This is a genomic window from Azospirillum sp. B510, from assembly GCF_000010725.1.
Classification (GTDB): domain Bacteria; phylum Pseudomonadota; class Alphaproteobacteria; order Azospirillales; family Azospirillaceae; genus Azospirillum; species Azospirillum lipoferum_B.
In genome coordinates this window covers 2,797,307-2,811,356 of record NC_013854.1, presented here as the reverse complement: position 1 = coordinate 2,811,356, position 14,050 = coordinate 2,797,307, and the positions used below count along the sequence as shown (strand labels likewise).

The window sequence follows — 14,050 nt, the reverse complement described above, 5'->3', positions numbered from 1 at the left end:
GGAGGTCGTCTGTGTCGAGGGCTGCGGATCGCTCCATCCTGCGCCGGAATTTGGGGCTTGCAACAGTTTCAAACGAAACTAAAATGGCGGCAACGAACCGGCCCGGCCGCGGAGCCGATGAAATCCACCGATGAAACCGGCCGGCAAGGTCAACCGGCGGAAGCGAAAAGGGGGGAAGCGCCATGAAGAACTGGATTTCATTCCCGAAAATCGAGGGCACGGCGTCGCGCCAGGCCCATGTCCGGCTTCCCGCCGGCACCTACGAGCGCGAACTGGGACGCGAGGGCTTTTTCGGCCCGGCGACCCAGATGCACCATGCCCACCCGCCGACCGGCTGGACCAGCTTCGACGGTCCGCTGCGCCCGCGCGCCTTCGATCTGAACCACCTCGACCCCATGCCGGACTGCCCCTTGGAGGCGCCGGCCCTGATGGGCAATGCGGCGACCCAGGTCCGTCTGTGGCGCTTCAGCGGCAAAATGGACCATCTCGTCCGCAATGCCGACGGCGACGATCTGCTGTTCTTCCACCAGGGCGGCGGCCACCTGTTCTGCGACTATGGCCATCTGGAGGTGCGCGAGGGCGACTATATCGTGCTGCCGCGCAACAGCTGCTGGCGGCTGGAGACGGACGAGCCGGTGACGGTGCTGATGGTGGAAGCCACCGGCGACGCCTACAAGCTGCCGCACAAGGGGCTCGTCGGCACCCACGCCATCTTCGACCCGGCGGTGCTCGACGTCCCCGCTCTCGACGACGCCTTCCAGGCGCAGAAGCACGAGCGCGAGACCCTGGTCCGGGTGAGGAAGCGCGGGCGGCTCTGCGCCATGACCTATCCGTTCAACCCGCTGGACGCGGTGGGTTGGCACGGCGATCTGGCGCCGGTGCGGCTGAACTGGCGCGACATCCGGCCGCTGATGAGCCACCGCTACCATCTGCCGCCCTCGGCGCACAGCACCTGGATCGCCGGCCGCTTCATCGTCTGCACCTTCGTGCCGCGGCCGATCGAGTCGGATCCGGAGGCGCTGAAGCTGCCCTACTACCACTCCAACGAGGATTTCGACGAGGTGCTGTTCTACCACCGCGGCCAGTTCTTCTCGCGCGACAACATCCATCCGGGGATGGTGACCTACCATCCCTCCGGCTTTCCGCACGGGCCGCACCCGAAGGCCTACGAGGTGGCGCAGAGGTTCGAGCGCAAGGAGACCGACGAGGTGGCGGTGATGATCGACACCCGCGATCCGCTGGATGTCTATCCCGCGATGGAGGGCGTCGAATGGGGCGGCTACGCCGACAGCTGGAAGGCGAAATGAGCGGCCACCCCGAAAGCGGGGGCAAGGCCGCCGAGGGCTGATCTCACAGGAAGGAAAGAGACCCGATGAAGCTGGCGAGTTTGAAGGCGGGCGGGCGCGACGGCACCCTGGTGGTGGTGTCGCGCGATCTGACCCGCGCCGTCCCGGTGCCGGAGATCGCGCGCACCCTGCAAGCGGCGCTGGATGACTGGACGGCGCTGGCGCCGAGGCTGGAGGAGGCCTATCGCACGCTGAACGCCGATCCGGCCGGCGGCCAGCCCTTCGACCCGGCTGCGGCGGCCTCGCCGCTGCCGCGCGCCTACCAATGGGCGGACGGTTCGGCCTACGTCAACCATGTGGAGCTGGTGCGCAAGGCGCGCGGGGCGGAGATGCCGCCCAGCTTCTGGACCGACCCGCTGATGTATCAGGGTTGTTCCGACGGCTTCCTGGCGCCGATGGAGCCGATCCCGGCGATGACCGAGGAGTGGGGCGTCGATTTCGAGGCGGAGATCGCCGTCGTCACCGGCGACGTGCCGATGGGCGTCTCGGCCGAGGCGGCGCGCGGCCATATCCGGCTGCTGATGCTGGTCAACGACGTCAGCTTGCGCAATCTGATTCCGGCGGAACTCGGCAAGGGCTTCGGCTTCTTCCAGTCCAAGCCGGCCTCCAGCTTCTCCCCCGTCGCGGTGACGCCGGACGAGCTGGGCGGCGCCTGGGACGGCGGCCGGCTGCACCGTCCGCTGGTGACGACGCTGAACGGCGAGCCCTTCGGCTGTCCGGATGCCGGGGTGGACATGACCTTCGACTTCCCGACGCTGATCGCCCATGCCGCCAGGACCCGCCATCTGGCGGCCGGCAGCATCGTCGGGTCGGGCACGGTGTCGAACAAGCTGGACGGCGGTCCCGGCAAGCCGGTGGCGGCCGGCGGCGTCGGCTACTCCTGCATCGCCGAGCTGCGGATGATCGAGACCATCGAGCATGGCGCGCCGAGGACCCCCTTCCTGCGCTTCGGCGACCGCGTGCGGATCGAGCTGTTCGACGAGGCCGGCGCCAGCGTGTTCGGCGCCATCGACCAGAATCTGGTGCGCCATGAGGGGGCATAGGCGAGGGGGCGGAGTCTTGGTGTCGCCGCCAAGTTTTTCGCGGATGCAGTAAGATAACCGGGCAGGGGGCGCCGATACGGTTCCTTGGTCTGGCCCCCTTCCCCGGTTGAGCCGTCCGCCGCGCAGTCCTCGGAATTGGCGTGCCTTTCGATCATTATCGATTATAAGGTGCCGCTCTTTACCCCTATTTGGCGCCGCCTTTTCGCTCATCATCGGAGATTTGGCGGACCGGACGAAGGCGTGCGGCATGAAGGCTCGGTTCAGGACGAAGATCATCATCGGCGTGGCGGCGGTTCTGGCGGCGGGGGCCGCCGCGGTGACGGCGGTTTCGCTCACCCTGTCGCGCGACGCCGGGCACAAGGCCGCGCTGGCCCTGGCCGCCGAGATGGCGGACCGCCATGGCGCGCAGGTCGCCGCCGACCTGTCGGCCGCCCTGGATGCCGCCCGCGCCACGGCGGCGCTGGTGGAGGTCGAGCGCTCCACCGGAAGCCCGCGCCGTGAAACGGTGAACCGCTATCTGAGCCGCGTCGCCGAAGCCAATCCGCTCTATGCCGGGGTGTGGGTGGACATGGCCGACGACGGGTTCGACGGCAGGGACGCCGCCTTCATCGATCATGACCGCGCCACCGAGATCCTCGGCCTGCCCGGAACCGGCCGGATGAGCCTGCTGTGGCTGCCGGGTGACAAGGGGGTGCAGGCCGACGGCAGCGACGGCCTGCCTTTCTCCGAGGTGAAGGAGAAGGATTATTACAAGGCCGCCGCCGCGGCGCGCAAGCCGGTGCTGACCGAACCCTATCTCGACGATTTCACCAAGCGGCTGATGACCAGCGCCGCGGCGCCGGTGATGGATGGGGCGGCTGGGGGCGCGGCAGTGATCGGCGTCGCCGGAATCGACATGGCCTTGACCGGGCTGACCGATCTGGTCCGTTCGGTCAAGCCCTATGGCGACGGCTTCGCCGCGGTGCTGACCGGGTCCGGCCTCTATGTCGCCCATCCCGACGCCGGCAAGCTGTCGAAGGCGGCCGACGATCTGCCGGAGGCGGCCCGCCGCGCCGTCGCCGAGGGGCGGCCCTATGACGGCATCGTGACCTTGGCCGGCGCCCCCCATTATCTGCGGCTGGCGCCGGTGCGTTTCTCCGACGGGAACCGGCCCTGGGCCTTCCTGGTGGCGGCGCCGGAAGCCAGCGTGATGGCCGACGCCAACCGGCTGACGCTGCTGACGGTGCTGGTCAGCCTGGGCTGTGTCGCGCTTGGCTGTCTGGTGGCGTGGAAGGTCGGCGACGGCATCGCCCGCCCGGTGACGGCGCTGACCGGCGCCATGGACCGGCTGGCCGCCGGCGATCTCGAGACCGCGGTGCCGGGGGCCGACCGCGACGACGAGGCCGGCGGCATGGCCCGCGCGGTCGAGGTGTTCAAGGAGGGGCTGGTCCGCGCCCGCGAGCTGGACCGCCAGCAGAAGGCCGATTGGCGGGCCAGGGAGGCCCGCGCCGCCGCCCTGGCCGACTTGCAGGCCGGTTTCGAGAGCCGGATCGGTGGATTGACCGGCGGGCTGGCGTCGGCGGCGCAGCAGCTCGAATCGACCGCCCGCGCCCTGACCGGCATCGCCGACCAGAGCCTTGGCCGCTCGGAGCAGGTCGCCTCCTCCGCCAGCGCCGCCGCCGACAATGTGCAGACAGCCGCCGCCGCGACGGAGGAGCTGTCCGCCTCGGTCCAGGACATCGGCCGGCAGGTGGCGGAGTCCGCCCGCATCGCCGACGCCGCCGTCGGCGACGTCAAGCGGGCCGACGAGGCGGTCGGCGTGCTGGCGGAGAGCGCCGAGCGGATCGGCGCCGTGGTGGAGTTGATCAACTCCATCGCCGGCCAGACCAATCTGCTGGCGCTGAACGCCACGATCGAAGCCGCCCGCGCGGGCGAGGCCGGCAAGGGCTTCGCCGTCGTGGCGTCGGAGGTGAAGGGGCTCGCCAACCAGACCGCCAAGGCGACCGAGGACATCGTCGGCCAGATCAAGGGCATCCGCGACGCCACCCAGGAGGCGGTGACCGCCGTCCATGGCATCAGCGAGACCATCGCCCAGGTCAGCCGCATCGCCTCGGGCATCGCCGCCGCGGTGGACCAGCAGACGGCGGCGACCCAGGAGATCGCCCGCAGCGTGATCCAGGCGGCCAACGGGGCGCAGGAGGTCAGCGGCGCCATGGGCAACATCCGGGCCGGTGCCGGCGAAACCGGCGCGGCGGCCGATCAGCTGCTGGCCGCCGCTGGCGCGCTGGCGGGTCAGTCGAAGGATCTCACCCGCGAGATCGACGGCTTCATCGCCGGGGTCCGCAAGGCGTAAAACGGCGTTCCGGGGGGAGCGCGGCCGCTCACCCCACCGCCAGCAGCCGGTCGGCGGGCAGCGTCTCCGGGATGTGCTGCGAGACATAGCCCTCGCTGTGGATCCGCCCGTCGCGGGCGCCGAGCGCGCGGGCCGCGGCGACGCAGGCCTCGACGAAGGCCGGGCTGCCGGCGGTGAAGACGGCATGCTCCGACAGGTCGGGGAACAGGCCGGGCAGGATGGCCGGGATGCGGCCCGACAGGTGGCCTGCGGCCTCCTCCCGCGTCAGGGTCACCTTGACCTTGAAGTTGCGGTATTTGGCCTGCCAGTAGCCGAGCAGGCCCAGCTCGTACAGGTCGGTCCGGGTGCGGGCGGAGACCAGCAGCGTCACCGGCGGGCGGTAGCCCCGGCGCAGCGCCGCGTCGGTCAGCGCCAGGATGGGGGCGATGCCGGAGCCGGCCGCCATGCACAGCACCGGGCTGTCGACCGACGGATCGCCGATGAAGGTGCCGTAGGGGCCGGACAGCCTGACCATGTCGCCGACGGCGAGCCGCTCGTGGATCCAGCCACTGGTCGGGCCGCCCTCGACGCGGGTCACCTGCAACGCGATCTCGCCGTCGGGGCGGGGCGCGTGGGCGATGGAATAGCAGCGCGGCGGCGCGCCGGCGGCGGTGTCGCCCAGCATCACATACTGCCCGGGCCAGTAGCGCAGCGGCTGGCCCAGCGGACGCAGCCGCAGCTCGACGATGCGGGGCGTGCGCGGGATGCGGTCGGTGACGATGAACGGCACATTCTCGCGCGGCGGGAACAGCTTGGGCTGGGCGTCGGCGGTGCCGTATTCGATCACCAGCTCGTCGGAGATCGGCTTGGCCATGCACATCAGGCCATAGCCGTCCTTCCGCTCCGCCTGGGACAGCGCCATGTCCAGAACCATGCCCTGGTCGAACCGGCCGTTGAGAACCTTGACCTTGCATTCGCCGCAGGCGCCGGCGCGGCAGTTGTTGGGCAGGGCGTAGCCGGCCTGTTCCAGCGCCGACAGGACGGTCTCGCCGTCACGGCACTCGACCGTGCGGCCGGAGGGATGGAGGCGGATGCGGCTCACCGGGGGGATCCTTGGGCGGGATTGGGAACGTGGGGGCGTGATGGCCCCTCCCTGACCTTCGAAAAGGGGGAGGGAGGGGCAGGCGGGAGAGGTCGGGCCGGCGTCTCAGAACACCGGAATGATCTCGTCCATGTCGACGTCGCGCACCTCCTCGCCGGTGATGCCGACCTCGGGGATCGCCGGGAAGGGGATGCCGTAGCGGTCGAGCACGCCCTTCAGGTTCAGCATGGCGTTGCGCCAGTTCTCCTTCTTCGCCTCGTAATCGGGGATGTGGAAACCGGCGCCGCGGGCGATCGCCTCGGCCTCGCGCTGGGTGGCGATGAAGTCGTCGGGCAGATCCCAGAACTGGGGCGGCGGCTCGAACAGCACGGCCGACAGGAACAGGTAGCCGGCGCGGATCTGTTTGGTGATGATCGACCGGTCCTCCAGCGCCAGATGGGGATAGTCGCGCTCCATCACCGACATGCAGATCGCCATGTGGCGGCCCTCGTCGCGGCCGATGTTGCGGAAGGCCTCCTTGAACACCGGCTCGGTGCAGCCGGCCGCCATCTGGTGGAAGATGGTCGCCGCCGCGATCTCGCCCATCAGGAAGGAGCTGAACAGCACCGCCAGCGAATATTTCGGGACCGCCTTCTTGTAGCCGTCCCAATAGCGCCCGCCATTGTAATAGAGCCAGTGGGCGTTCCTCTGGAGCCGGCGGCCGAGGTCGGTCCGCGGCTCGTGGGTCAGCGGGCTGGTGGCCTCCAGCAGTTTGGTGATGGCCAGCCCGCACATCTGCTCGTGATTCTGTTCGTCGCGGGTGACGGAGAAGAAGCAGCGGCGGACCGGATCCTCCTCATGCACCTCGTAGGTCTTGATCAGCGCATGGGCGAAGACCGGCGGGGCGGAGGCGTCGAACACCGACAGGATGGTCCACCAATAGGCGATGGCCTCCCGCTCCTCCCAGCTGTAGCGCGACACGTCGAAGCTGTCCCAGGGCAGCTTGGCCGGATCCCAGGTCTCGCGCTGGGCGGCGGCATAGACCTCCTCCAGCTTCCTGGTCTGCGACACCCAGGACAGCGGATAGACGTTCGGCTGCGGCGTGGCGGGGGGCAGGTCCATGCTGTTGGCGATGGGGGTGTAGTCCTTGGACATGGGGGCGTTTCCTCCGGGCGGGCATTCCGCGGGCGCTCACATTTCCATCGGCGCCCTATGGTCTTTATATGACACGAAAAATCATATCAATCAATCATATCTGTATCACATCAATCGGTGGGAAAAGCGCCGGGAACCGATTGAATCAGAAGGAAAGGCGTGCGGAAACGTCGAATTGATCCAGATCAATTCGCTCGTCTGATCGATAATCGGCGTGGAAATCGTATCGGATTTACGCGGCCGGTGTCCGGGCTCACCCGGTGGTGACGCTCTCCAGCCCGCCGAAGCGGCCATGGAAGGCCGGCTGCGCGTCGGGCAGCGGGCCGTTGGCGGTGGTCGCCGCCCGCATCAGGAAGGATTCCGACGCCCCGGCGAGGCGGCGGTAGAGATTGCGGGTCAACATCCGGGCCTCCTGCCCCGGCCAGTCGGCCGGCAGCAGGTCGGGCGGCAGCATGGGGTCGCGCAGCAGGATGCGGCGGAAATCATGGATCATCAGCGTGCGCAGGACGAAGCAAGTGGCGGGATCAAGCGCGTCGGCGCCGTCGACCGTCGCCCAGACCGGACGGAAGTGATCCAGGAAAGCCGTGTAATCCCGCTCCAACTGATCGATGTCCCAACAGCCGCGCACCAGATCGCGCAGCGCGCCGAAGCCCTCCGCGCGGTCCAGGCTGGCCTTCATGTGGACGATCCGGTCGGCCACCCCCAACTCCGCCAGCGTGCGGTGCATCGCCGCCTCGTCGCAGTTGGGGTGGGCATAGACGGTGGCCGACGCCGCGCCGAAACCCTGCCAGGTCAGCTCCCGCCGCAGGGCGTCGCGCGTCTCGGCATCCAGCGCGTTGGGCGGCAGCATCAGCAGATCCCAGCCGCGGTCCCATTCGCGGGCCAAGGGCGCGTAGATCCGCCGTTCGGCGGTGGCGAAGCGTTCCTTGCCGCTGTCGGTGACGCGGTAGAAGCTGCGCCGGCCGATCTGGGTGTTGGTCAGCCAGTCGTCCTTGCACAGCCGGAAGACCGAGGTGCGGACGATCCGCTCGCTCATGCCGAACAGGCCCGTCAGCTCGATCAGGCTTCCCAGCCACAGCGATCCGCCGTGCGGCAGGACCGCGTCGCCATAGACGGTGATGATCAGCGACTTCGCCCGCGGCGCGATCGTCTCGGTCAAGTGGGCGGCAAGGTCTTCGGGGCGGCGCGGGCGGGCCATGAGGCGGGGGCGTCCTTGGCGAGATGGTTTCGATACGGTTCCGATGCGGGCGGAGTCGGTCGGAGCGGCGCGACGGAGTTGTATACGAAACCTCGGGCGGGTTCGGCCAGTGCCATGACGCGCGCCGGCGCCGGCCGATGCGCGGAGGGCCGGACATTCCGTTTGACAATCAATAACGTGATACACTAACGTCCTATAAATAGATAAATGTGTGTCACAAAAAGGAGAAGGTCCCCATAAGATCGCGGCTGTTTTGCCGTTGTGGGCGGAGGACGGCGTGCGGGAGACGAGGACGGCGCCATCCGGACTTCAATTATGGTCAGGCCGCCCGAAATTTTTCTTCCGAAATAATTTCGTTTGAAACATTATGTGAGGCAAATCATCCCGCCGCACCGGGACCGGGCGACCGTCCGGTCCGGTGGCAAGGCGGGCGGCATTGGGGAGGACATCATGCGCAGACGCCTGCTCGCCACCATCGCCTTTTCCGCCATCGCCGCCGTGACGGCGCTGTCCGGGCCGCTGTCCGGCGCCGCGCAGGCCGCCGATCCGATCAAGGTCGGCGCCATCGTTTCGGCCACCGGCCCGGCCTCCTTCCTCGGCGATCCGGAGAAGAAGGTGCTGGAGCTCTATGCCGACCGCATCAACAAGGCGGGCGGCGTCGATGGACGGGCCGTAAGGCTGACCATCTATGACGATGGCGGTGCCGCCGACAAGGCCGCCTCCTTCACCAAGCGGCTGATCGAGAGCGACGGCGTCGACGTGATCGTCGGCGGCACGACGACGGCGGCGACCATGGCGGCGGTGCCGCTGGTGGAACGGGCCGGCGTGCCCTTCATCTCGCTGGCCGGCGCCGTGGTGATCGTCGAGCCGGTGAGGAAATGGGTGTTCAAGACCCCGCACACCGACCGCATGGCGGCGGAAAAGGTGATGGAGGACATGAAGACGCGCGGTTTCACCAAGCTGGCTTTGCTGTCGGAGGATTCCGGCTTCGGCAAGTCGGGCCGCGAGCAGACGCTGGCCGTCGCCAAGGAGCGCGGGATCGAGCTGGTGGCCGACGAGACCTATGGCGCCAAGGACACCGACGTCACGCCGCAGCTGACCAAGATCAGGAACAACGCCGCGGCGCAGGCGGTGCTGGTGTTCGGGCTGGGGCAGGGGCCGGCGGTGGTGACCAAGAACTACCGCCAGCTCGGCATCGCCCTGCCGCTCTACCAGTCGCATGGCGTCGCGTCGAAGGAGTATATCCGGCTGGCCGGTGGCGCCGCCGAGGGGGTGCGCCTGCCGGCCGCCGGTCTGGTCGTCGCCGCCCAGCTGCCGGACGGCGATCCGCAGAAGAAGGTCGTGACCGAGTTCACCAAGGTCTACGAGGACAGCTTCAACAGCGAGGTCTCGACCTTCGCCGGCCATGCCTATGACGGGCTGATGATCGCGCTGGACGCGGTGAAGCGGGCCGGCGGCACCGACAAGGCCAAGCTGCGCGACGCCATCGAACAGACCACGGGCCATGTCGGCACCGGCGGCACCGTGACCATGACCGCCAAGGACCATATGGGCCTGACGCTGGACGCCTTCCACATGGTGGAGGTCCGCCAGGGCGACTGGTCGCTGGTGAAGTGACGCGCGCAGCCCTGATTCCCTCTCACCCCTGGGGAGAGGGGGAATTGTGCGCGGGATAGGATCGCAGGAACCCAACGATGTTCGCGGAACTGCTGCAATATCTGCTGTCGGGGCTGACCATCGGCGCGATCTATGCGCTGGCCGGGCTCGGCTTCTCGATCATCTACAACGCCAGCCACGTCATCAACTTCGCCCAGGGCGAGTTCATCATGATCGGCGGCATGGCCTCGGCCACCCTGACGGCGTCGGGCGTGCCGCTGCCGCTGGCGATCCTGATCGGCTGCGGCGGCGCCATGCTGGTCGGCGTGCTCGTGGCGAAATTCGCGGTGGAGCGCGCCCGCGACGCCTCGACCGTCACCCTGATCATCATCACCATCGGCGCCTCGATCTTCCTGCGCGGCGTCGCCGAGCTGGTCTGGGGCAAGGATTTCAAGCGGCTCGACGCCTTTTCCGGCGAGACGCCGATCCAATTCCTCGGCGCCTCGATGCAGCCGCAGTCGCTGTGGGTGGTGGGCACCGCCGGCGTGCTGATCGTCGCCATCGGCCTGTTCTTCGCGAAGACGCTGACCGGCAAGGCGATCCTCGCCACCTCGCACAACCGGCTGGCGGCGCAGCTGGTCGGCATCGACGTCAAGCGGGTGGTGCTGGCCTCCTTCGCGCTGTCGGCGGCGCTGGGGGCGGTCGGTGGTGCCGTGGTCGCCCCCATCACCTTCTCCTACACCGAGATGGGCATCATGCTGGGGCTGAAGGGCTTCACCGCCGCGGTGCTGGGCGGGCTCGGCCATGGGCCGGGTGCGGTGGCCGGCGGGCTGATCGTCGGCGTCGCCGAGGCGCTGGGCGCCGGCTACATCTCCTCGGCCTACAAGGACGCGGTGGCCTTCGTCATCATCCTGGCCGTCCTTCTCTTCATGCCGAACGGGCTGTTCGGCAAGCGCGGCACCGAACGGGTGTAAGGACCTTCAAGACGATGAACGCACTCCTTCACGGGCGGCTGACCGGGCTGTTGGCGCTGGCCGCGGTGATCGCGGTCCTGCCGGCCTTCCTGCCCAACAACTTCTATCTCGACATCGCCATCCTCGCCGGCTTCAACGCCGTCGTCTGCGTCGGGCTGAATTTGCTGATCGGCTATGCCGGCCAGATCAGCCTGGGCCATGCCGGCTTCTTCGGCATCGGCGCTTACGCCTCGGGCGTGCTGGTCGGCAGCTATGGCTGGCCGCCGGTTCTGGCGCTGCTGGCCGGCGCGGTCTTCGTCGGGCTGCTGGCCTTCCTGGTCGCCAAGCCGATCCTGCGGCTGAAGGGCCATTACCTCGCCATGGCGACGCTCGGCATCGGCATCATCGTGTCGATCGTGCTGCGCACCGAAAGCGGCCTGACCGGCGGTCCCGACGGCATGATGGTCGAGCCGTTCAGGATCTTCGGCGTCGAACTCTATGGCGAAAAGGTCTGGTACTGGGTGGTCGGCCTGCTGCTGGTCGGCGTGGTCTGGCTGTCCTTGAACCTGATCGACAGCCCGATGGGCCGGGCCTTGCGCGCCGTCCATGGGTCGGAGGTGGCGGCCGAGGTGGTCGGCGTCGACACCGCCCGCTTCAAGGTGCTGGTCTTCGTGCTGTCGGCGGTGTTCGCCAGCGTGGCGGGCAGCCTGTTCGCCCATTACACCGGCCTGATCACCCCGGCCAAGGCCGACTTCTTCAAGTCGATCGAGCTGGTGACCATGGTGGTGTTCGGCGGCATGGCCTCCACCTTCGGCGCCGTCGTGGGGGCCGTGGTGCTGACGCTGCTGCCGCAGGCGCTGACCGTGTTCCAGGACTACCAGCAGATCGTGCTGGGCGGCATCCTGATGGCGACGATGGTGTTCATGCCCAAGGGCCTGCTTCCCACCCTGGCGGCGCTGATCCCGGCGCGGAGGCGGGCATGAAGATGCTGGCGACCACTGAGCTTTCCCCCGACATCACGGCGCAGGCCCGCCGCGTCGGCCCGCCGATCCTGACGGTGGAACATCTCAGCCGCGAGTTCGGCGGCGTGCTCGCCATCGGTGACCTCAGCTTCACCATCGCCGCCGGCGACATCCATTCGATCATCGGGCCGAACGGGGCGGGCAAGACCACCCTGTTCAACCTGGTGACCGGCGTCTACAAGCCGTCGGGCGGCCGGGTGCTGTTCGACGGGGCGGACATGTCGGGCATGGCGCCCTACCGGCTGGCGGCGCGCGGCATGTCGCGCACCTTCCAGAATTTGCAGATCTTCTTCAACATGACGGCGCTGGAGAACGTCATGGTCGGGCGGCATCTGCACCTGGACACCCGGCTGCTGCCGGCGCTGTTCCGTTTCCCCTCGCTGGCGCGCAAGGACCGCGAGGCGAAGGACCGGGCGGTGCTGCTGATGAGCCAGGTCGGGCTGGCGAGATACATCGATGCCGACGCCGCCTCCATGCCCTACGGCGCGCTGAAGCGGCTGGAGATCGCCCGCGCGCTGGCGTCGGAGCCGAAACTGCTCCTGCTCGACGAGCCGGCCGCCGGGCTGAACGCCACCGAAAGCCGCGAGATCGACGAGGTGATCAAGAGCGTGGCGGCGACCGGCGTCACCATCGTGCTGGTGGAGCATGACATGAAGATGGTGATGGGCATCTCGCATCGGATCACCGCGCTGAACCAGGGCCGCCTGCTGGCCGAGGGCACGCCGCAGGAGGTGGCGGCCAATCCCGATGTCATCGCCGCCTATCTCGGCGCCGCACCGTAAGGAGGGCCTCCCATGCTTCTGGAGATCGAGGGCCTCAACAGCCATTACGGCCGCATCCACGCGCTGAGATCGGCCAGCCTGACCGTGCGGGAGGGCGAGCTGGTGGCGCTGGTCGGCGCCAACGGCGCCGGCAAGACAACGCTTCTGCGCACCCTGTCGGGCGTCCACCCCGCCAGCAGCGGCCGCATCACCTTCGACGGCCGCGACATCACCCGGATGAAGGCGTCGCGCCGCGTCGCCGAGGGGGTGGTGCAGGTGCCGGAGGGCCGGCAGCTGTTCGGGCCGCAGAGCGTGGAGGACAATCTCCGCCTCGGCGCCTACCGCCGGGGCAGCGGCAGGCCCGATGACGACATCGAGCGGCTTTACGAGATGTTCCCGGTGCTGAGGATCAAGCGCGACCAGCCCGCCGGCACCCTGTCGGGCGGCCAGCAGCAGATCGTGGCACTGGGCCGCGCCCTGATGGCGAAGCCGCGCCTGCTGCTGCTCGACGAGCCCAGCATGGGGCTGGCGCCACTGCTGGTGGCGGAGATCTTCGACGCGGTGCAGCGGCTGAGGCGTGAGGGCACCACCATCCTGCTGGTGGAGCAGAACGCCCATGCGGCACTCGCCATCGCCGACCGCGGCTATGTGATTGAGACCGGCGAGATCGTGCTGAGCGACAGTGGCGCCGCGCTGTTGAGCAACGAACGGGTGCGGCAGGCTTATCTGGGGCTTTGACGCGCCATCGAACTGACGGATGTTCACCCGTGAAGCTTCATACCTACTTCCGTTCCTCCGCCGCCTATCGTGTGCGCATCGCCCTCAACCTGAAGGGCTTGGCGCCGGAGCAGGCCTTCGTCCATCTGCGCCGGGGCGAGCAATCGAAGCCGCCCTATGCCGACCTCAACCCGGAACATCTGGTGCCGGCGCTGGAGATCGACGGGCCGGACGGGCACCAGGTGTTGACCCAGTCGCTCGCCATCATCGAATATCTGGACGAGACCCATCCGACGCCACCGCTGCTGCCGGCCGACGCGCCGGGCCGCGCGCGCGTGCGGGCGCTGGCGCTGGCGGTGGCCTGCGACATCCACCCGCTGAACAATCTGCGGGTGCTGGCCCATCTGAAGACCCTGGGCCACAGCCAGCGGGAGGTGGATGGCTGGTACGGCCATTGGATCGCCGCCGGGCTGACGGCGCTGGAGGCGCGGCTGGCCGGTGATCGGCGCACCGGGCGCTTCTGCCATGGCGATGTCCCCGGTCTGGCCGACATCCTGCTGGTTCCGCAGATGTTCAACGCCCGCCGGATGGGCTGTCCGCTGGAGGGCTATCCCACCCTGCGGCGAATCGACGGGGCCTGTCGCGACCTGCCCGCCTTCGCCGCCGCCGAGCCGGACCGCCAGCCGGATGCCGAACCCTGACGGCGGACGAGCCCTGACGGCGGACGAACCGGCTATCCCGTCAAAACCCTGTCCGGCTTGCCGCCGGCTTATCTCTGGTGAAAATATCGCGGGCAAGTCACATCATTTCCGTCGGCGTTAGCGGTTTCGCGACATCCTTCCGTGGTATAGAGATGGGGGGATGGTG

Annotated in this window: 12 protein-coding genes; 9 read left to right on the top strand and 3 right to left on the bottom strand. The window is 68.5% G+C overall.

Annotated elements, in window-relative coordinates; genetic code table 11:
- Positions 1-182: 182 nt before the first annotated feature.
- The 3 genes from AZL_RS13130 to AZL_RS13120 all read left to right on the top strand — a co-directional run bounded on the left by AZL_RS13130 (position 183) and on the right by AZL_RS13120 (position 4,721).
- The gene (locus AZL_RS13130; protein ID WP_012975029.1) at positions 183-1,307 is read left to right on the top strand and encodes a homogentisate 1,2-dioxygenase; all 1,125 of its coding nucleotides are present in this window, start codon (positions 183-185) and stop codon (positions 1,305-1,307) included.
- A 65-nt stretch (positions 1,308-1,372) separates the two neighbouring features.
- The gene (locus AZL_RS13125) at positions 1,373-2,389 is read left to right on the top strand and encodes a fumarylacetoacetate hydrolase family protein (RefSeq protein ID WP_012975028.1); all 1,017 of its coding nucleotides are present in this window, start codon (positions 1,373-1,375) and stop codon (positions 2,387-2,389) included.
- A gap of 247 nt (positions 2,390-2,636) precedes the next feature.
- The gene (locus AZL_RS13120; RefSeq protein ID WP_012975027.1) at positions 2,637-4,721 is read left to right on the top strand and encodes a methyl-accepting chemotaxis protein; all 2,085 of its coding nucleotides are present in this window, start codon (positions 2,637-2,639) and stop codon (positions 4,719-4,721) included.
- Positions 4,722-4,749: 28 nt separating this feature from the next.
- On the opposite strand, the gene AZL_RS13115 is transcribed toward AZL_RS13120, so the two are convergent.
- The 3 genes from AZL_RS13115 to paaX all read right to left on the bottom strand — a co-directional run bounded on the left by AZL_RS13115 (position 4,750) and on the right by paaX (position 8,134).
- On the bottom strand, positions 4,750-5,802 hold the full coding sequence (locus AZL_RS13115; RefSeq protein WP_012975026.1) for a 2Fe-2S iron-sulfur cluster-binding protein: 1,053 nt from the start codon (positions 5,800-5,802) through the stop codon (positions 4,750-4,752).
- Between the two features lie 105 nt (positions 5,803-5,907).
- On the bottom strand, positions 5,908-6,936 hold the full coding sequence (locus tag AZL_RS13110) for a hypothetical protein (RefSeq protein WP_012975025.1): 1,029 nt from the start codon (positions 6,934-6,936) through the stop codon (positions 5,908-5,910).
- Between the two features lie 253 nt (positions 6,937-7,189).
- Positions 7,190-8,134, bottom strand: coding sequence for a phenylacetic acid degradation operon negative regulatory protein PaaX (gene paaX, locus AZL_RS13105; protein WP_012975024.1), 945 nt, complete (start codon positions 8,132-8,134; stop codon positions 7,190-7,192).
- Positions 8,135-8,584: 450 nt separating this feature from the next.
- Between paaX and AZL_RS13100 the strand changes: the two genes are divergently transcribed.
- From AZL_RS13100 to maiA, 6 genes are all read left to right on the top strand, one after another.
- The gene (locus tag AZL_RS13100; RefSeq protein ID WP_012975023.1) at positions 8,585-9,751 is read left to right on the top strand and encodes an ABC transporter substrate-binding protein; all 1,167 of its coding nucleotides are present in this window, start codon (positions 8,585-8,587) and stop codon (positions 9,749-9,751) included.
- A 77-nt stretch (positions 9,752-9,828) separates the two neighbouring features.
- Positions 9,829-10,704, top strand: coding sequence for a branched-chain amino acid ABC transporter permease (locus AZL_RS13095; RefSeq protein WP_012975022.1), 876 nt, complete (start codon positions 9,829-9,831; stop codon positions 10,702-10,704).
- A 14-nt stretch (positions 10,705-10,718) separates the two neighbouring features.
- Complete coding sequence (locus AZL_RS13090) at positions 10,719-11,666, top strand: branched-chain amino acid ABC transporter permease (protein ID WP_012975021.1); 948 nt, start codon at positions 10,719-10,721, stop codon at positions 11,664-11,666.
- Positions 11,663-12,487 carry an ABC transporter ATP-binding protein gene (locus AZL_RS13085; RefSeq protein ID WP_012975020.1) on the top strand — a complete coding sequence of 275 codons (825 nt, stop codon included), beginning with the start codon at positions 11,663-11,665 and terminating at the stop codon, positions 12,485-12,487. Before AZL_RS13090 ends, AZL_RS13085 begins: the two co-directional genes overlap by 4 nt.
- A gap of 12 nt (positions 12,488-12,499) precedes the next feature.
- The gene (locus AZL_RS13080; protein WP_012975019.1) at positions 12,500-13,204 is read left to right on the top strand and encodes an ABC transporter ATP-binding protein; all 705 of its coding nucleotides are present in this window, start codon (positions 12,500-12,502) and stop codon (positions 13,202-13,204) included.
- A 29-nt stretch (positions 13,205-13,233) separates the two neighbouring features.
- On the top strand, positions 13,234-13,884 hold the full coding sequence (gene maiA, locus AZL_RS13075) for a maleylacetoacetate isomerase (RefSeq protein WP_012975018.1): 651 nt from the start codon (positions 13,234-13,236) through the stop codon (positions 13,882-13,884).
- The last annotated feature ends 166 nt before the right edge of the window (positions 13,885-14,050 follow it).

Excerpts from the sequence above, each read along its gene's own strand:
- paaX (WP_012975024.1), bottom strand. The coding sequence starts at position 8,134 with ATGGCCCGCCCGCGCCGCCCCGAAGACCTTGCCGCCCACTTGACCGAG.
- AZL_RS13100 (WP_012975023.1), top strand. The coding sequence starts at position 8,585 with ATGCGCAGACGCCTGCTCGCCACCATCGCCTTTTCCGCCATCGCCGCC.
- AZL_RS13085 (WP_012975020.1), top strand. The coding sequence starts at position 11,663 with ATGAAGATGCTGGCGACCACTGAGCTTTCCCCCGACATCACGGCGCAG.
- AZL_RS13095 (WP_012975022.1), top strand. The coding sequence starts at position 9,829 with ATGTTCGCGGAACTGCTGCAATATCTGCTGTCGGGGCTGACCATCGGC.
- AZL_RS13080 (WP_012975019.1), top strand. The coding sequence starts at position 12,500 with ATGCTTCTGGAGATCGAGGGCCTCAACAGCCATTACGGCCGCATCCAC.
- AZL_RS13110 (WP_012975025.1), bottom strand. The coding sequence starts at position 6,936 with ATGTCCAAGGACTACACCCCCATCGCCAACAGCATGGACCTGCCCCCC.
- AZL_RS13090 (WP_012975021.1), top strand. The coding sequence starts at position 10,719 with ATGAACGCACTCCTTCACGGGCGGCTGACCGGGCTGTTGGCGCTGGCC.
- AZL_RS13130 (WP_012975029.1), top strand. The coding sequence starts at position 183 with ATGAAGAACTGGATTTCATTCCCGAAAATCGAGGGCACGGCGTCGCGC.
- AZL_RS13125 (WP_012975028.1), top strand. The coding sequence starts at position 1,373 with ATGAAGCTGGCGAGTTTGAAGGCGGGCGGGCGCGACGGCACCCTGGTG.
- AZL_RS13120 (WP_012975027.1), top strand. The coding sequence starts at position 2,637 with ATGAAGGCTCGGTTCAGGACGAAGATCATCATCGGCGTGGCGGCGGTT.